Annotated in this window: 14 protein-coding genes; 11 read left to right on the top strand and 3 right to left on the bottom strand. The window is 56.4% G+C overall.

Features of this window, described 5'->3' with window-relative positions:
• Window positions 1-17: 17 nt before the first annotated feature.
• Entirely contained in the window at window positions 18-758 is a 741-nt protein-coding gene (coaE, locus tag SH139x_RS16055; protein WP_488350787.1) for a dephospho-CoA kinase, read from the bottom strand.
• A gap of 166 nt (window positions 759-924) precedes the next feature.
• Complete coding sequence (locus SH139x_RS16050) at window positions 925-1,659, bottom strand: zinc ribbon domain-containing protein (protein ID WP_488350786.1); 735 nt, start codon at window positions 1,657-1,659, stop codon at window positions 925-927.
• Window positions 1,660-1,970: 311 nt separating this feature from the next.
• Between SH139x_RS16050 and SH139x_RS16045 the strand changes: the two genes are divergently transcribed.
• From SH139x_RS16045 to SH139x_RS15995, 11 genes are all read left to right on the top strand, one after another.
• Window positions 1,971-3,092, top strand: coding sequence for an AAA family ATPase (locus SH139x_RS16045; protein ID WP_488350785.1), 1,122 nt, complete (start codon window positions 1,971-1,973; stop codon window positions 3,090-3,092).
• A 17-nt stretch (window positions 3,093-3,109) separates the two neighbouring features.
• Window positions 3,110-3,997, top strand: coding sequence for a DUF58 domain-containing protein (locus tag SH139x_RS16040; RefSeq protein ID WP_488350784.1), 888 nt, complete (start codon window positions 3,110-3,112; stop codon window positions 3,995-3,997).
• The gene (locus SH139x_RS16035) at window positions 3,998-4,915 is read left to right on the top strand and encodes a hypothetical protein (protein ID WP_488350783.1); all 918 of its coding nucleotides are present in this window, start codon (window positions 3,998-4,000) and stop codon (window positions 4,913-4,915) included.
• Window positions 4,912-5,841 (top strand): vWA domain-containing protein, encoded by a 930-nt coding sequence (locus tag SH139x_RS16030; protein ID WP_488350782.1) that lies wholly within the window; start codon window positions 4,912-4,914, stop codon window positions 5,839-5,841. The genes SH139x_RS16035 and SH139x_RS16030 overlap by 4 nt, the downstream gene beginning before the upstream one ends.
• On the top strand, window positions 5,835-6,869 hold the full coding sequence (locus tag SH139x_RS16025) for a vWA domain-containing protein (protein ID WP_488350781.1): 1,035 nt from the start codon (window positions 5,835-5,837) through the stop codon (window positions 6,867-6,869). Before SH139x_RS16030 ends, SH139x_RS16025 begins: the two co-directional genes overlap by 7 nt.
• Window positions 6,870-6,916: 47 nt before the next feature.
• A complete protein-coding gene (locus SH139x_RS16020) occupies window positions 6,917-7,627 on the top strand; it encodes a hypothetical protein (protein ID WP_488350780.1) in 711 nt (236 codons plus the stop codon).
• A 292-nt stretch (window positions 7,628-7,919) separates the two neighbouring features.
• Window positions 7,920-12,017 (top strand): hypothetical protein, encoded by a 4,098-nt coding sequence (locus SH139x_RS16015; protein WP_488350779.1) that lies wholly within the window; start codon window positions 7,920-7,922, stop codon window positions 12,015-12,017.
• A gap of 14 nt (window positions 12,018-12,031) precedes the next feature.
• Window positions 12,032-13,462: an aldehyde dehydrogenase family protein gene (locus SH139x_RS16010; protein ID WP_488350778.1), complete on the top strand. Its 1,431-nt coding sequence runs from the start codon at window positions 12,032-12,034 to the stop codon at window positions 13,460-13,462.
• Between the two features lie 405 nt (window positions 13,463-13,867).
• Window positions 13,868-14,209, top strand: coding sequence for a hypothetical protein (locus SH139x_RS16005; protein ID WP_488350777.1), 342 nt, complete (start codon window positions 13,868-13,870; stop codon window positions 14,207-14,209).
• 106 nt (window positions 14,210-14,315) lie between these two features.
• Window positions 14,316-16,694: a PSD1 and planctomycete cytochrome C domain-containing protein gene (locus tag SH139x_RS16000; RefSeq protein WP_488350776.1), complete on the top strand. Its 2,379-nt coding sequence runs from the start codon at window positions 14,316-14,318 to the stop codon at window positions 16,692-16,694.
• Window positions 16,695-16,705: 11 nt separating this feature from the next.
• On the top strand, window positions 16,706-18,145 hold the full coding sequence (locus tag SH139x_RS15995; protein WP_488350775.1) for a DUF1501 domain-containing protein: 1,440 nt from the start codon (window positions 16,706-16,708) through the stop codon (window positions 18,143-18,145).
• Window positions 18,146-18,287: 142 nt separating this feature from the next.
• Here the strand turns inward: SH139x_RS15995 and SH139x_RS15990 are convergent, their stop codons facing one another.
• Window positions 18,288-18,665 carry a DUF2200 domain-containing protein gene (locus SH139x_RS15990; protein WP_488350774.1) on the bottom strand — a complete coding sequence of 126 codons (378 nt, stop codon included), beginning with the start codon at window positions 18,663-18,665 and terminating at the stop codon, window positions 18,288-18,290.
• Between the last annotated feature and the right edge of the window lie 167 nt (window positions 18,666-18,832).

Raw genomic sequence — 18,832 nt, 5'->3', positions numbered from 1 at the left:
CGCGTTGATTCGAAAGATTAGAAAAGAGTGGGACGGGGACGGCCCGAGGATGGCAATGTGGAGGGTAATGATTGGGAAAAACGCAAATACTGTAAACAGTGATTAGGACCAGCAGTATCGAGTTCGGAAGCGTTCGCGTGCAGGCGGGCCGTCAACGAGTGGTATAACTGGTCAACCTGCAGCAGGAGCGTCTCCAAACTTCCTTGGTTTTCAATAATTTGCGTCGCTAGCCTGCGTTTTTCCGAGATGGGTAACTGACGTCGCTCACGCCGCTGTAGTTCGGCTGGAGACCAACCGCGCCGTCCGATCCATTGACGACGAAGCGTTTCAGGAGCGTCAACGCACCAAATTTGGTCGCAGAGTACGCCCCAATCTGCTTCCAGCAATAAAGGGGCGTCCAGCACTCCCACCGGAATCCCCCAGCCAGCAGCCCGCGACAAGCGTCGCAACGCCAAATGCCGCGCATAGGGGTGAATGACAGACTCCAAATAGTCTAATCGTTCCTGGCTCGCGGCGTCATCCCCGAACACATGCTGGGCCAAAGCTCGGCGGTCAATATGACCGCTTGCCATCAGTATTTCCTCGCCAAACATGCTGACCAATTGGGAGATCAACGGTGCCCACCGCAGGCACTTGTGGGCCAGTTGGTCGGCGTTCACCCACGTTGCGCCAAGTTCCCGTAGACGGCGGCCAACGGTCGATTTTCCGCCCGCTGGCGATCCCACAATCCCGATGATGACCATCGCAGAGCGACTCATGCTGTCCCAATATATACCAGGGATTAAACCCAGATTTGGCAGCTCACACGCCCCGCGGCGCCCGCAGAAAAGTTTTTCAATTTTCTTAAGTTTCTCGATTCTGACCCCGTCGCCGCCGGAAACGGGGTTGTAAAACGAGCAAAATTTGCCCGTTCAGCGAGCAGGCTCAGCGAACGGTGCGATCCTCGGCGAGATACATCATCGCGCCGCAGGAGGGACAGCGAACCGCTTGACCTAGATAGAGCCGGTTCATCATTTGCGAAGTCAGCGTCTGGAAACAGCCGCCGCAATTCTCGCCTTCGACCGGAGCCAACGCCTCTTCACCCCGCGCGGCGACAATTCGCCGGTAATCGACCAGTAAACTCGCTGGCATCTGTTCTTCGGCTACTAGCAGTTCGCTCTCCACGCGTGCCAACTCGACAGCCAGTTTTTCCAGCTTGGCGTTGACTTTCTCGACCATCGCCGCTTGGTCTTGCTCGCGTTGCTGCAAATCCTGCTGCAACTCCGCTCGCTCCGCTTCCAGCACGTCGATCCGTTCCAGGGCCTCGAGGATTTCGTCCGAGAGCACATCGTTGGCTTGGCGATCGGCCGCAATCTGCTCTTTCAACAACGTGTACTCGCGATTGCTGGCTGCCGTGTTCAATTTGGCTTCCAGTTGCGAAATCCGGTCTTCACGCGACTTTAACTGCAATTGTTTTTCGTCCGCCGCCAGTTTTGAGCTCTTAAGTTTTCCCACAGCCGCTTCGACCGCTTCGCGATGCTGAGCAAATAAACGCTCGCCCGCTTGGATTTGCCGCGGTCCTCGCTCCAACTGACTCTTCAGATCGCTCCGCTGACGCTGGATGCGATGCAGCGTGCGGAGCAATTCCATGGAGACGGTTGTGGCTGATTCAGAGGACATAGGGGGGCTTATTGGGCGGACGGGGAAAAACCGGACTCACGCGGATCGTACCAATACTCATCTATTAAGTTCCGACGCTGAAGCCCTCGCGTCAACCCACCTTGGTGACAATGACACCATTCGCGTTGGCCAGCTCTGCAGCGGCCAGCAACCTGACAGCGGTGGCTTGCCAACCGGGCGGCGGGCAATCATGCTTGGGGGGAAAGCGACGCTGGCGGGAAACTTTGCTATAGTGAGCGGATCGTCTGAGACGGCCCAGCCCCGGGCACATGGATGTGCATATGATTGCCACCTGAGGGTTTGCCACAGCTATGTTTGAATCGAATGACTCGTCCAGCGAAGTTTCCAGCAGCGGCCAATCCTCCGCTGATCAGGCACCTTCCTCCGCCGAAAACTCTCCTGCCAGCGACCGCGATTGGTCCAGCCTGTACGGTTACATTTCCCGGATTCGCGCCCGTGTCGGCCAAGTCGTCGTCGGCCAAGATGTGGTTGTCGAGCGGTTGTTGATCGCGCTCTTCACCGGCGGCCACGTGTTGCTGCAAGGCGTGCCCGGGTTGGCCAAAACATTGCTCGTCTCGGCGATGGCTAGAAGCATTCACTTGGACTTCAGCCGCATCCAGTTCACCGTCGACTTGCTCCCCTCCGATATCGTCGGGTCCGAGATTCTGGACCAAAAGAAGAACGAGTTTCGCATCCATCGAGGTCCAATTTTCACCAACTTGCTGCTGGCCGACGAGATCAACCGGGCGGCTCCGAAAGTGCAAAGCGCGCTGCTCGAAGCGATGCAGGAGCACAAGGTCACGATCGGCAATCAAACATTTACTTTGCCAGCTCCGTTCTTGGTGATTGCCACGCAGAACCCAGTGGAACAGGCTGGCACGTTCGAATTGCCCGAAGCCCAGCTCGACCGTTTCATGCTCTGTCATCGGTTGGGCTATCCGACGCCTGCCGAGGAACGCGAAGTGTTGCTGCGGAATGCTCGCCTGGGTGTCCGCCGCGAAGGGGGCGGGGCTGTGGCTCGAACTGAGTTTGATGTGTTGCAGCAAGAGTCGGTGGGGACGGCCGAGGACTTGATCGGAGCAATGGAAGCGGTTGGCCAGATTCACGTCAGCGAAGCCTTTACCGACCACGTCGTGGAAATTGTCAACCGCACGCGTAAAGATCCACGCTTGGACTTCGGTTGCAGCCCGCGAGCTGGCATCGCCTTGATCAAATCAGCGCGAGCCAGGGCACTGATCCAAGCTCGCCACTACGTGGTTCCCGAAGACCTTTACGCCCTGGCCGAGGATGTCATCCTGCACCGCATCCGGCTCAGCTATGAGTCGTTGGCCGATGGACTAACCGGCCCGCAAGTGTTGCAAGAAATTTTGGCCGACGTCGGCGCACCCTCGCATCATCGCGGGGTCCAAAACGGCCAACCGCAAGTTGGTTAACTCGCGGGACTGTTCGCATGCCACAAACTCCCCCTCCAGCCGGTTTTCATGGCAGCTTGCCGCCGAGCCAACCGCTCGACGCGCGCAAGTTCTTGATCGCCGTGCGACGCTTGGCTGACAGCCTCAGTTACGGCACCGATCGCTCGCCCTTTCTCGGCTCGGGGTTGGAGTTTGTCCAGTCGCGACCCTATGCGGCGGGCGACCCGATCAAGTCGATTGATTGGCGAGTCACAGCGCGGACCGGAAAATTATTCGTCAAAGAATACGAAGCCCCCAAGCGGTTGCCAGCCTATTTGGTGATCGATACCTCGGCCTCGATGGTGATTTCGTCGACGCCGCGGAGCAAGTACGAAACGGCGGTCCAGGTTGCCGGAGGATTGGCACTCGCTTGCCTCGATCGCATCAGCCCGGTGGGCATGTTGGGCGTCGGTCAGCGGGCGCTGCATTTACAACCGACGCTCGCTCAAGACCGTGTGCTGCAGTGGCTGTATCGCCTCCGCAATTACCGCCATGATGAAACGACCTGTCTGGGCAACCGACTCGCCGAGCTAGGCCCCAGCCTGCCAAACCGCGTGTTGATGATTATCCTCAGCGACATGCATGACCCCACCGCTCTGCCGATCGTGCGTCGGTTGGGCCAACAACACGACTGTTGCGTGATTCAGTTGCGTGACCCGGCCGAACAAAGTCTGCCCCAAACCGGTTTTTTTCGCGGTCGCGAGGCGGAAAGTGGTCGGCGTTTCGTGGCCCACGGTCGCACCCGCTGGAACGACCCCGACGCGTTGCGAAATTCGCTGAGGCGCGGTGGCATCGACCATTTGCTGTTGGAGACCGACCAACCGATTGCGCACCGGCTACGGCGATTTTTCGCCGCTCGCGGATTGCTCGGCAAAGGAGCCCGATAAATGCTCGTTCCTGACATCAAGCTGCCGCTGTCATCGCGTTTTATGACCTGTTTGTTGCCGGTCTTGCTGCTACTTGCCAGCCCGCAACACGCGACTTTAACGGCCGATTCTAACTCAGCAAGCGAAACGCCCGCCGCCGCGGCAGACGATGCGCCACCGCCAACCGGTGACCAGCCGTTGGCGATCACCTCGGTGGGGCTGCCTGTGGAGCTGAAACAAATCGTGCTGCCCGGCGCGGAACTGGCCGTCAAGCCGCTGGCTGATCGTCACGAACCGTTAATCTTGCGGATCGTCGAGGTCTTCCAGCACGGTTCGGACCATCGTTATGACTTGGAGTTCTACGCCTTGGAAGCGGGACGCTATGACTTGGCCAATTATCTGGTGCCGGTCGATGGTGAACCGTTGGACGAACCACTGCCGTCGCTGCCGGTGCAAGTCGATGCGACATTGACGGCTGGGCAAATCGTGCCGAATGAGGTTGATCCGGGAACGCTTCCTCAGCTGGGCGGTTATCGCTTGGCGGTTCTGCTGGGGATCATTCTTTGGGTGCTGGGTTTGCTAGCGTTGATTTTTGGTGGTCGCCGCCGTCAACCTGTTGTCGAAGTCGCTTTGGCAAAGCCTGTGACGGTGGCAGATCGGCTTCGTCCGTTGATTGAGAAAGCGCGGGATGGAAAACTTTCCGCCGGACAGCAAGCGGAGCTGGAACGCAATTTAATTTCGCTGTGGGTGCAACGTTTACAGCTCACCAAACTTCCACCCGGCGAAGCTTTCCAACAACTGAAACAGCATCCCCAAGCCGGTCCCTTGCTGTTGCAACTCGAGCAATGGTTGCATTGCCCCAACCCGCAGCAGCCAGTGGATATGCGGAGCTTGCTGGCTCCCTACGAACAGATCTCGGCGGCGGAGGTGGAGGGATGAGTGGTTGGAGTTTTACTTATCCGTTCGTGTTATTGTTGCTGCTGATCCCCGCCGCCCTGATCGCGCACTTGTGGCGGCGGCAAGGTCGCGAAGTGGCGATCCCGCTCGATCATGGCGATCAACCGAGCGGCGACGGTTGGCGACGCGTAATCGGTTGGTTTGAGATGTTGCCCGGGCTGGTGCTGGCGGTTGTCATCGTGCTGCTGGCCGGGCCACAAGAGGTTGGTCAACCGCGGACCAAACGCGCTTTGACGAACATTGAATTTTGCGTCGACATCTCGGGCAGCATGACGGCCAGCTTCGGTGAACAGACTCGCTACGAAGCCTCGATGCAAGCGATTAGCGACTTTGTTAACGATCGCCAGGGAGACGCTTTCGGACTGACTTTCTTCAGTGACATCGCCCTGCAGTGGGTCCCCTTGACGACCGACACATCGGCCTTTGAGTATGCGTTGCCATTCATGGACCCGCGGCGGCCGTTGCCCGCCGGGCTCGGTGGCGGGACGCAAATCGGTCGCGCCTTGGAAGATTGCCGGCAAACTTTGATCGAACGCGAGCAAGGTGACCGCATGATCGTGTTGGTTTCCGATGGAGCCAGCGCTGATCTGTCCAGCGGACGCGATGCCGAGATCGCCGCCCAGCTGAAGGCCGACGGGATTGTCTTGTACGACATTCACGTGGCCGATGGTGATGTGCCCGATCAAATCGTCAACTTGGCTTACCTGACCGACGGCGAAGTTTTCCAGCCCGGTGACACCGAAGCGTTGGCGGGGGTTTTCAAGCGGATTGACGGGATGCAGAAAACGCGTTTGGAAAAAGTTGCCGCGGAATCACACGACTTCTTTTTGCCGCCGGCGATCGCCGGCTTGTCGTTGCTCGGCTTGGCCGTGGTGAGCTTGTTCGGGCTGAGGTACACACCATGGTAGCGGAATTGGTCGCCGGGGGTGTTTTCTTGGTAGTGTTAATCGCCGAGTGGCTGCATCGACGACGCGTCGCCAACTTGGCCCCGTTGGCTTTTGGCCCTGGGCGTCGACCCTCGCTGTTGGCTTCGGTCGCTCCGTTTGCACGCGTGCTGGCGATTACGGCCCTGGCTTGGGGCTTTTCGACGTTGCTGATTGTAAAACCCAAGTCGTATTTGCCAGCCGGCCAAGTGCAGCCGGGCAAAGAGCAACGGCTGCTGGTCGTGCTCGATGTTTCCCCCAGTATGCGGTTGGAAGACGCCGGCCCGACTAGCAAACAAACTCGCAAAGGGCGAGCCCGTGATCTGATGCGATCCTTCTTTGAACGCGTCCCGGCCGAACAATATTTGGTCTCCATCGTGGCGGTTTATAATGGGGCAAAACCCGTTGTTGTCGATTCCAAAGATCTCGACGTGGTCGATGCCGTGCTGGGCGATCTGCCCCTTTATCAAGCGTTCGATTCGGGGAATACGCGGTTGCTCGATGGGCTACGCCAAGCCGCAGAGATCGCCAAACCTTGGAATCCGGCCAGCACCAGTCTGATTCTTTTGACCGATGGTGATACCGTTCCGCCGCAAGGCATGCCGACGATGCCAGCCTCCATCGGCAGCGTCTTGGTCGTCGGTGTCGGTGACCCGCAACAAGGTTCGTTCATTGCCGGCAAGCAGTCCAAGCAGGATGTGTTTACGCTACGACAATTGGCGACTCGCCTGCGGGGCACCTACCACGACGGGAACAAGGCCCATTTGCCGAGCTCTGTGATTGCCAGCATCGTGGCCCGCGGCGAGTCCAACCAGCGAGAACCTTGGAGCCGCCGCGAATATGCCCTGCTGGCTATCGGACTTGGCGGCTTGCTGTTCGCCCTGCTACCCTGGTTACTGGAAAATTTTGGCACCAGCTATCTGCCCGGATCGCGACAAATGCAGGGATCCCAACAAATTTTCCCGAGAAAAGCTAGCCTCGCCCCCGGCAATCCGATATACAAGACGGGGTAAGGCGGTCGGCTCGGAATATGTATCCCCGCAAACAAGGCAGCTGCAAGATGCGTCTATTTATGATCCTTTGCTGGTTGATGGTCCCCGTTTTGGCTTGGGCCTATCACCTCGGCCCCGGTCAAACCCAACTCAAATTGGACGACTCGTCGAGTTTGCTACGTCAAGCCAGCTTGGCTGCGGCAAACGACGACTTCACCGGTTCCCGCACGCTGCTCAACGAAGCACTTGCCAAATTGCCAGCTGATCGTGTTGTCGATGCTCAGGTGATTCGCTTGGAATTGGCTAAAGCCCAAATGCAGTCGGGTCAACTCCCTGAAGCTCGCCTCGCCCTCGATGGGCTGCTGCAAGAATTGCAGGCAAGCGATGCGATTGACGAGCAACTGGTTGCGGATACCCGTGCCGCGCTCGCCAACGCCCAGTACCACATGACTTGGCTGATGCGACTCGAAGGTTTGCCCGCTGAGGAATGGGAACCTGAAATTGATGCCGCTCGCCAGCACTATCGCTTGCTGGCAGAAGCCGCTCAGGCCGCCGAGCAAGATGATAAACTGGCCAGCCACCAACACGATCTGGAGGCCGCCATCCGCTTGGCTCGCATGGACCTCGACGAATTACAAGCACTCAAGCTCCCCTCGCAGTGCCAAGGTTGCTGCAGTGGCCAATGCGATAAGCCCGGCAAAAAGAAGAGCAAGAAGAAGGGGAAGAAAAAGGCAGCGGGATCGAACCTCGGACCACTCCCCGATGGTTCCGGCGCCTAAACGCACTGCACTTCTCTGACTTATTTTGTCTTTGACCGTGGCGGTTCCTGCGCTACGTGTCTTTCTCGGGGCGCGGAATCGTTGCGTCGTTGGGCTTGAGGTGTCGTTGGGTTCTCCTGGCGTATCCAGCAAGTCACCCACAAAACTTTTTGCTTGGCTCCACGTGTCGCCAGCTAGCTAGCTATCATGGGGCTGGTCTAAAAGCGTGTGTCTGGCGATCCGCTCGCCCCACGCTTCGGCTGCCGACGTTGTTTTGTTTGCCTTCCACCCAGATCACCATGCGTGTAATTCAATGAATTGGAAGACTTGCTGCTGGACCGGTTTGCTCTCGATCGTTTTCGTGACAGCTGCCTCATCTGCTACGGCGCAGGTTGGAGGCGGCACGCTTCCACTGACGCAGACTCGTGTGGTGCCAGCTTCCCCGGTAACGCAAGCGCAACCTCTCACTCCAGCCGCCGCGATGGCAATGCAGCAAGCCGCCCCAGGACAATCTCCAGCGAACGCTTCCGCTGCAGAATCCGCCGATCCCGCGGCAGCTTGGGAACAACATAGGTTATCAAAGATAAAGCAAATGAAGTTTGATCGTCGACCGTCGACGATCCTGAACTTATGGGTCAAAGTGAATCAACCCGCTCCCGAGGCGGCGTCAGGGGATGCTGAGGCTGCCGCACAAAATGAAGATGCCAGTAAGGCTGTGGACCAACCGGCGGCGTCCGCTAGCAAGGAAGCTGCTGCGGAGGAAGCCGTCGCGGAGGAACCAGATGCCGCGGAACCAGTTGCTGAGGATGCGGCCCCCGCCGAAGGCGAGCGCACTGCTGAGGAATCGGCTACAACCGAATCGACCGAGGAAGAATCAACTACAGAGGATGTGGCCGGCGACGGGGCGGCACCTGCGGCTGAGACACCTGCGGAGCCCGCTCCGGAAGAAGCGGTTCCCACGGCTGAACAGCGGGCCGCTTATGACGCTTTGTTGATCGACTTAAGCGAAGCGGTCACGCTGGGCAAATGGGAACATTTTCGTGAGCAACTGTTGGATCGCGAGCAACTGAGCGAACCCGAAGCGTTGGCGGTTTACGAGCGATTGTTGGCCGAAATGACTGCCCAGGCTCAGTTGGACTTCGAACAGGTCGTCGGGCTTACCGAGGAGATGCAACAATTTCTTCAGTCAACCATGGCGAATCGCCGCAACAATCCGGCGGCCCGCTACGCCGAGCAAAATGTTATCAACTTTGATGATCTGCTGTGGATCATGCGTTCTTCACCCGTTGCTCTGCGAGACGTGGACATCAGCCGGATTGCCAGATTGCTTCAGTCGGCTTTAAGTGAAGGAAATCAGTTGGCCGATTTTGTCGATGCGCTGGAGACGCTCGACGCGGAGTTGATTGCCCGGCAAAAAATTGCCCTGCTGCTCAGTTCGGCGGGCCGCGACGATCAAACGGCTAGATTTCTGCCAACGCTTGAAGAGGCGACCGATCAAGAGGATGCTGAATCTTTGAATCTGCTGGCGCGTCATTTTTTGGCCAGCCACCGACGCGATGGTGACGCTGAATTGCAAACGCAAGCTTGGCGCGCCACGTTGGCGGTGCTCGATCTGAAAAGTCCCACCGAGGCCCAACGTAACGAAGCATTGGCGCGGGCGGTCGGCCAAGCTCCGCTGTTGGAAGACGAACTGGGGAATGCTTGGCTCCGCGAGTCGTTCACCGAGGAAGTGACCCGTGGCCAAGAAATCCTCGCCTCGATCGGCACGGCAACTTCGCAACGTCTTGCGCAAACGCCTCAAGATGGCGATGGCCGCACCCGCAACCTTCAACTGCAAAAGTCGGCGGTCGATGCGTTGCTCGATTCGGGCCAGGAGCTGACCGCTGAATGGGCCGGTATCCTCAATATTCTCGCCAACAATTGGCTGAAGGAAGCTGAGGTTGCTCGCTCGTATTCCAGCAGTAATCGCTTCGGCCCCTCGATGCGTCGCGACCGCTACGGCAATCTCTATTATGTCGATCCCGCCGACGCTTCGATGGAGCAACAGCAAGTGATGCGGATGGGACAAATCAATCCCGTCGATGTGGCTGAGATTTTGACCACCGCGCCGCAAGGAAAATGGTTCGAGGTCATCGATGCCAGCCTGCAACCTCAATTCACGATGGCACTCTGCCGATTGTGGCTCAAAGTCAACGAGGACGCCAAGGCATTTCCTTATATCGAACAATTGGCGGGAACGCACCCCGAGACCGCACGCGAATTGGCTGAGGAATTCCTCCGCGTTTGGACCCGAAATCATAATCCCAACGACACGCAGCAACGCACCAATTCTTACATGTTCATGTTTGGTTATGAACAAAAAGCGGAAAGCATCCCGCTGACCCGCTCCAAACAAGAACGCAACCTTGAAGAGTTATCAGAGTGGGTAACGCGAATCCGTAAATTGCCCATCGAAAAACTCGATGAGAATCTTTTGGTCGCCGCCTTTATGACTTGCCACAGCGTGGCCGAAGTCTTCGATATCGAGCGGATCGAGCAAGTATTTGGTGCTTGGCGTGGGATTGAGCCGGCGACCATGGCTGGCTTGATTCAAAAGATGCGAAATAACTTGGCCGGTATCTGGCGTGATCCCAACGTGCAACGCGACGCCCAAACCAAACGTCGCAAAGCAGACATCGAAGCGGAAGTAAAACGCGGATACCAAGTGGCCAAGGAAGTGATCGACCAGGCCCTCCAGGAACATCCTGGCCAGTGGCAATTATTGTTGGCGAAAGCGGCCACCATGCATGACGAGAATGATTTTATTCAAGAGGTATCGCCCTCGTCGGCTTTCAGCGAGCGGCGTCGGCAAGCTTTCGCGGTCTTCCAGGAAGCGGCCGCGGCTTACGTTGCCGTGGCCAGCGATTTACCGCAGGAAAAACAAAAGAACGATGCCTTTGATTATTGGTTCTACGCCGCCCTGGGAGCCACCGACTTGGGCGGACTGAGCGAAAAGAATCGTCCGGTCGATTCCGAAATCGATCGCTTGGCGGAAGTGCTGCAGTCGCTGCCGGGTGAAGTTGGCCAGCGACATCGTGATCGGTTTGCTAACGCCCTGTTCACGCGGATGAGCGCCGTTAATCCAGCCTGTAAATTTCGCTACCTCGAAGCGGGCTTTAAATTGGTAGGTGATAATCCCCAGGCCGAAGAAGCTCGCAAGGTTTACGATTATTATCGAGATCTGATCACCGAGTTGGAACTGGTCGTGCGACTTGATGGCAACAGCTCCGTCGGGAACAGCGAGCCCTTTGGGATCTACGTTGACCTGCGACACACCAAAGAGCTGGAACGTGAGTCGGGTGGCTTTGGCAAATATTTGCAGAATCAAAACAACATGGCCTACGCTTATAATTATGGCCGTCCGACCGAGAATTATCGCGACAAGTTTCAGGATGGGACAACGGCCGCTCTGCAAGAGCATTTTGAGGTGCTCTCGATCACTTTCAATCATCCCGACACGACCAGTCGCGCGGTCAAGCCGAGCGGCTGGCGGGTCACTCCTTACGCGCATATCTTGCTGCAGCCACGCGGTCCCCAAGTCGATAAGGTGCCCAGTTTAAAACTGGATCTCGACTTCCTCGATACGTCCGGCTACGTGGCCTTGCCAATCATCTCCAAGCCGCTGCCGATCGATGCTACCACGGAAAGCAAGCTGCAGACTGAGACGGAGGAACTGAGTTTGGTGCAAGTGCTCGACGAACGGCAAGCGACCAGCGGTAAATTGATCGTGGAAACCAAAGCCACCGGTCGTGGCTTGGTGCCCGCCCTGGAAAGTTTGGTGGACACCGAACAGACCGAGTTTGAGCTCAGCGAGGTCGAAGACTCGGGGGTCAGCGTGATCGAGTTCGACAAGGAGGCGACGCTGCCGGTGGTGCTCTCCGAACGGACCTGGACGCTCACCTATGTCGCTAAAGATCCCACCGGGCCGCCGGCGAAGAATTTTGCTTTTCCAAAACCGGTGGTGGAAACCAAGGAAGTGCGTTACCAACGCTACGTTGATGCCGATCTTGAAGACGTCGCAGCAAGCATCGCGCTGGTGGAGGCTTACGGAACGTCGAGTCGAGCTAGTTGGATCATCGCACTCTGCGGTGGTGCTGGATTGGTGATTTTGATCGGTTTGATTTTGGCGATCCGAAGTTCGTCGGCGGTGTCTGGAGAAGAAGAGGTCGCCGAGCCGCTGGAGATCACTCCTTTCTTGGTACTGGGCCGCTTGAAATCCGCTTACAGCGACGATTCTTTGCCAGCCGACCAGCGGAATCAACTGCGTGATGATATTGATCGCGTCGAACGTCACTACTTCGCCGAATCCAACGGTACCGCGGTACCAAATCTGCAGGAGATTGCCCAGCGTTGGAAAATGCAAGCGGTCTGAGCGGTGTAGGACGAATGAAATCAAACTATCCTTATTATTTTGCGAACCAGGCACGGCAAGCGAACGCCGACCTAGAAGTCACTTGCAAATACTCGGGTGCGGTTGTGGCCCGCGTCGCCCAAGCGGACGCGACAGTCGTGGAGGGGGCGATCGCCGCAGCGGTGGAGGCTGTCGAACCACTGCGGCAGATACCCCCCTATGAACGCCAAAGGGTGCTCAGGCATTGCGTTCGTCGCTTTGAGGAACGGTTTGCCGAGTTGGCTGATGTGCTGTGCGTGGAAGCGGGCAAACCGATTAAGGATAGCCGTGGCGAAGTCGCTCGCTTGATCGACACTTTTCAAATTGCCGCCGACGAATCAGTTCGTGCTCACGGGGAAACTTTGAATTTGGAAATCGGTCCCCGCACGCGCGGCTATCGCGGGTTCACGAAACGTGTTCCGCTGGGGCCTTGTTCGTTTATCTCGCCTTTTAACTTCCCGCTAAATCTGGTCGCCCACAAGATTGCCCCGGCGCTTGCGGTCGGCTGTCCGTTCGTGCTCAAGCCGGCCAGTTTGACGCCCATCGGCGCGTTGATGATCGGAGAAATATTAGCCGAGACCGACCTGCCTGAAGGCACCTTTTCAATTCTGCCATGCACTCGCGATAGCGCGTCGTTATTTACCACCGACCCCCGCCTCAAACTACTCAGCTTTACCGGTTCTCCCGATGTCGGTTGGGAGTTAAAGTCCCAAGCGGGCAAGAAAAAAGTGGTGCTCGAATTGGGAGGCAATGCGGCTTGCATCGTCGACGAAGGTGCGGACCTTGATGACGCCATCGCCCGGTTGATTGTCGGAGCTTTTTATCAGTCGGGGCAAAGTTGTATCTCGGTGCAGCGCATCATTGTCCATGAATCGCTGGCCGCTCAGTTTCAGCAGCAATTCGTCGAGGCTGCCCAAATTTTGAAAATGGGCGACCCGCGTGACGAAGAGACTTTCATCGGTCCAATGGTTTCGGCACAAGCTGCCGAGCGAGTTGAGCAATGGGTCGAGGAGGCCAAATCAGCCGGAGCAGAGGTGCTCTGTGGCGGAACGCGTGAGGGTGCCATGCACGCGGCAACGGTGCTGAAGAATGTCCCTCGCGAGGCCAAACTCTATCGTCAAGAGGTCTTCGGCCCTGCTGTGTTGATCGAAACGTTTCGCGATTTTTCCACAGCTCTCCAGTTGGTCAACGACAGCCGTTATGGCATTCACGCCGGCGTGTTTACCCCTCGGATTGATCGCGCGATGGCCGCTTGGGATACGTTGGAAGTCGGCGGTGTGTTGATCAACGAGATACCCTCCTGGCGCGTGGACAATATGCCTTACGGTGGCGTCAAAGATAGCGGTTTAGGACGTGAAGGAGTTCGCTACGCCATGGAGGATATGACTGAGATCAGGTCATTGGTGCTGCGTGACCCAAGACGCTAGCCACGGTTCCTCGTTTTGAACCGGACTCCTCGCGTTCAACCAAACGGTGGCTAGCGCCCAAACCGCTAACCGTGCGCTAACCACGGCCACCCCGCGTTGGCACGCCCAGCGGAACAGCTCGATACATCTGATTGGGTGGCGTTGCAACGCGTTAACCGCACTGCCCACACTTCTACTATTGCATCCGCTATAATTTGCCAAGTAGTTCACCTGGGTGAATAGCTGTCTGGATGGGATTCACCAAGAGGCTCTCAGCGTTCCTTATTCAATTTGCTTGCCGTCAGCAGAGTCCAAAAGCTAATTCCTGGGAAGTGGTTTCGCAATTTGCAGGTACATGAGTATGAGACAGTCGCGTTAGTCAGCATTCCGTCCGCCGCATTTCTCGAATTATGTGCAGGGATCAACATGAGCTTTATAAGCTGGGTTCAGAGTTTGCTATCACACCGAGGACGCGCGCTGGCCGAGTATCGATCCGGAATGAAGAAAGCGGGCAAGCGTGATTATCAAGGCGCCATCATCGATTATACGGCGGCCATTCTCAGAGAAGACACGCCCCATGATCTGAAGACAATGGCTTTCTACAACCGCGCACTCGCCTACTCCGCCATTCACGAAGACGAGAAGGCGGCGCAAGATCTGGATACGGTGCTCAAGATGCCGGGGGTCTCGCAAAGAGTGAAAACCGCGGTGCTGCGGCGAAGGGAACGACTTCGGCAACGAGCAGAAAAGGAGGAGAAAAGTTCTTAGTGGGCTTGCTTTAATCCCGCTTAACAACTGCTAAAATAGAGCGGAAGGCAAGCCAACCGCGCGGATGCGAGTTGAATTCTCACGTCACTCACGAAATCCTGGTCCCATGACTTTTGCTCTTGATCGACGTTACGCGTTCATGGCAATCATTTTTGGTTTGCTGTGCAGCATTTTCACGGCCCAAGAGAGTGTCGGCCAGGAAGACGACGTCACGGCGAAGCATGATGATGATGGTGTCAAACCGCCGGCGCTCGCTGTTGAAAGCAGTTTAATAGATTTTCTGCGGGATATTCAGCCGATCCTGCGAAACCATTGCTACGAGTGCCACGCGGGAACGACGGAGGAGGGCGGGCTTAATCTGGGCGTTAAGAACGCCGCGCTGCGTGGAGGAGTGAGTGGCGAGGCGATTCTTCCCGGTAACAGCAAAGAGAGTTTGCTGATTCAATTGGTGTCGGGGCTCGAAGAGGATCGCCTGATGCCCCCCGCCGGCAATCAGCCACTGAGCGATCCTCAAGTCAAACTGCTGCGAGCTTGGATGGATCAAGGTGCGCATTGGCCTGACGGAGTCGACGTGGCCGATCCCAAGTTGGAACGAGCGAAAACGCATTGGGCCTTTCAGCGGCTGAAGCCCATGGAAGCACCTCCACAACATGACGAGGATCACTGGTCAAAGGGGCCCATCGACTGGTACGTGTTGCGTCGACTAAAGGATGCTGGGCTGCGGCCAGCGCATCCAGCCGATGCGAGAACTTTGGTTCGCCGTTTGTATTTTGATTTGATTGGATTGCCGCCGACGCCAACACAAACAAAGGCATTCATCCTCGCTCATGCTGAAAACGCCGACTTGGCGATTCAGCGTCTGGTGGACCAACTGCTCGCTTCGCCCCGTTACGGGGAGCGTTGGGCAAGGCATTGGCTGGATGTGGCACGGTACGCCGACAGCGACGGCCAGGAAGCCGATCAGGACCGTCCGCACGCTTATACCTATCGCGATTTTGTCATTCAAGCATTTAATGACAATCTGCCCTACGACCAGTTTGTGCGTTGGCAAATTGCTGGTGACGAATTCCAGCCCAACAATGATGCCGCGGTTGCTGCCACTGGATTCTTGACTGCCGGCCCCGCTTTCAAATTGCCCGACTCGTTCCTCGAAAGCGAACGCCTTAGAAATCGGTTCAACGAATTGGATGACGTGATCTCCACGTTGGGTTCAGGTTTCTTGGGGATTACAGTCGGCTGTGCACGTTGTCACGATCACAAATATGACGCCTTCTCAGCGAAAGAGTATTACCAATTGATGGGCGTCTTTCACAGCGGCGACCGCGTGACAGCCAAGTTGCCCAGTGGAAAAGAAGGCTTCTTCTTTCAAGACTTTGACGCCGAGCGTCGCGCCACTTGGCTGTTCCGCCGGAGCGATTTCTATGATCGGGAAATCGAAGTCGATATTGGCTTTCCGGCAATGCTCTCAGACGGTGCGGAAGCCGCCGATTTCTGGAGGCAGGCCAAAGCAGCCTACGGTGAGATTGGTGAAGCAAAGAGCACTTTGCAGCGTCGCGCACTCGCTGACTGGATTACCGATACCGAACGGGGTGGTGGTGCCCTGCTGGCTCGAGTCATCGTCAATCGGCTGTGGGGGCATCACTTTGGTAACGGTCTATCTCGGACGCCGAGCGACTTTGGTGTTCAAGGCGATGAGCCCTCGCATCCCGAGTTACTCGAGTTTCTCACCGCTGAGTTTGTTGCCGATGGCTGGGATATCAAATCTTTGCATCGTAAAATACTCACCAGTTCCGTGTGGCGGCAAGCTAGCACGCGAGCAGCGATAGACGAGCGGGGATTCGCCATCGACCCCGAAAATAAACTGCTCTGGCGAATGACCCCACAACGTCTTGAGGTCGAAGTCCTGCGTGACGCCATGCTGGCCGTCAGCGAGACGTTGAATTTGAAAGCTGGTGGTCCGGGGTTCAAGCCGTACATCGCTCCTGAGGCAAATCTCGCTCGAAATATCAAGGGCGATGGCTACCCCCAAAACGCCAAGGATGACGCGACCACTCGGCGGCGCAGCGTCTATATGTTTCATAAACGACTGATTCCGTATCCAATGTTTCAAGCCTTCGATCGGCCCGATTTGATGACCAGTTGCGATCGCAGGCAGAACACAACCGTGGCTCCGCAAGGAATGGTGATCCTCAACGACCGCTTTGTTCGCGCGGTCGCTCGCGACTTCGCCCAAGTGATGATAGCCGAGGTGCCAGCAAGCGAGGCGGGCGGGGAAAGTTTTGACCTGCGACCAGTCGTGGAGAAAGCTTTCGAAACGTCGTTCGCGCGGCCACCTTCGCCAGCCGAAGTCGCAGCATCAGTCCATTTCATCGAGTCTCAGATCAAAGCACGTGCCGAGCGTTCCGAGCCCGAGGCGCGTCTCGCAGCGCTGACCGACTACTGTCAGTCGTTGTTCGGATTAAACGAATTCATCTACGTCGATTAAGTGCCGCTGATATGACCAAGAACTCACAGCTTTTTCCCTGTGGCCGTGTCGCTGATTTACTCAGTCGTCGCGAGTGGCTTTGCCGAGCCGGTGGTGGTGCTGGAATGATCGGTTTGGCGAACCTCTTGGCAGAGGAGAATCTGCTCGCTGCGCCACCGGTCGAAGGATCATCTGCTCCGGTCACTTCACTGCTGCCGCGACCGAGCCATTTTCCAGCCAAAGCCAAGTCGGTTATTTGGCTATTTATGGAAGGGGCCCCCAGCGCAGTCGACATGTTCGATCGCAAACCAGAGCTCGACAAACGAGACGGTGATACGACGGACATCCAAGCTTTTTTTGGTAACCCCGGCCCGCTAATGAAGTCGCCGTTTTCGTTTCGACAATATGGTGAATGCGGTCAGTGGGTGTGCGACAAGTATACGAACGTCGCCAAGCATGTCGACAAACTGGCATTCATCAAATCATGCTACAGCGAATCAAACGACCACGTACCGGCTATTTACCAAATTAACAGTGGACTTCCGCGGCCAGGTTTTCCAACGGCGGGAGCATGGGTCACCTACGGCTTGGGTAGCGAAAATCAGGACCTGCCTGGCTATGTTGTGATGGGCAATACCCAGGGCGCGAAAGGTGGGCCGCATAACTGGGGTGCTGGTTTCCTCCCCTCGACTTTCCAAGGAACGTTATTCCGCTCTCAGGGCACCCCGGTATTAAACCTCAACCGGCAACCCAAAGTTACCAAGCAGGACCAGCGAGCCCAACTCGACCTGATGGCCCAGTTGAATGACGAACACATGCGGCGTCATACGCGTGACGTTGAATTCGCCAATCGCATGCAATCATTTGAGCTAGCCTTTCGCATGCAAAAAGAGGCAACCGAAGTGGTGGACCTTTCCCGCGAAACCCAAGATATGCACAAACTGTACGGGATCGATAACCCCGCTTCCAAGTCGTTTGGCTCCAAGTGTTTAATGGCTAGGAGACTGGTCGAAAGTGGCGTCCGGTTTGTGCAGGTCTACAGCGATGGGGAGTGGGATGCCCATAACAATCTGGAGAAGAATCATACACAACATTGCGCCGCCACCGATGTCCCTGTGGCGGGCCTGCTCTCCGATTTGGAGGCTCGCGGTTTACTCGACTCCACGCTCGTGATCTGGGGCGGTGAGTTTGGACGGATGCCAATTTCCCAGAATGGCAAAGGACGCGACCACAATCCGAAAGGCTTCCTGCAGTGGATGGCTGGCGCGGGAATTAAAGGGGGGACCAGTTATGGCGAAACGGATGAGATCGGCTACGAGGCGGTCGAGAATCGCGTCAGCGTCAACGATCTCCACGCCACCATTCTGCACTTGCTTGGCATCGATCACGAGCGACTAACCTATTTCCACAACGGCCGCAGTTTTCGATTGACGGATGTTGCTGGTCGAGTCATCCAAGAGATACTCGCCTAGATAAAACAGCGTTCGCTCTGACTTTCGTAGAGCAAAAGGCGATTCTAAAGCACACTGCGCACTTGCCGACTTGATAGATATCTGTCATCTCCTGGAGGAATTCATTCACCAGATGACAAATTTCGGTCAGTTACGGCAAACTCTAATCGATCGTGGGATCTTCCCGTAGGATTTTGTGCATTTTGCGTCCTTTTGCCAACTCGTCGACCAATTTGTCCAAATAGCGAACCTGCCGAGTCAGCGGATTCTCAATTTCCTCGACGCGATACCCACAAATAACCCCCTTGATGAGGTCGGCATTGGGGTTGAGCTGGGCATGTTGGAAGAAGGATTCAAAAGTCACTTTGTCGTTTACTTGTTTCATTAATGCGGATTCGTTGAAGCCAGTCAGCCATTCGATGACTTGGTGCAACTCAGCTTTCGTTCTGCCCTTTTTTTCGACTTTAGCTATGTAAAGCGGGTAAATCGAAGCGAAAGTCATATTGGCAATACGTTCATCTTGCCCACTGCCGCGACTCATCTTGGGTGTTCCGATTTAGAGGTTGTGCATCAGTTGCGGGGAAATCAGCGGGGGCATTGAAAACCAAACCGCCAGGGTTACCTTCTTATGCCTGGTTATCCTTATTCGAAGGTATTGTCGAAAGTTGTGTTATTGAAAGACTGAAAAAGGTGGCGCATCCTGTTGGA

This window comes from Kothea flammea (genome assembly GCF_052161645.1).
In the GTDB taxonomy this organism is placed as follows: Bacteria; Planctomycetota; Planctomycetia; order Pirellulales; family Pirellulaceae; genus Laterigemmans.
Note: the sequence above shows the minus strand (reverse complement) of the source record. Positions and strands in the feature narration are given on the sequence as shown.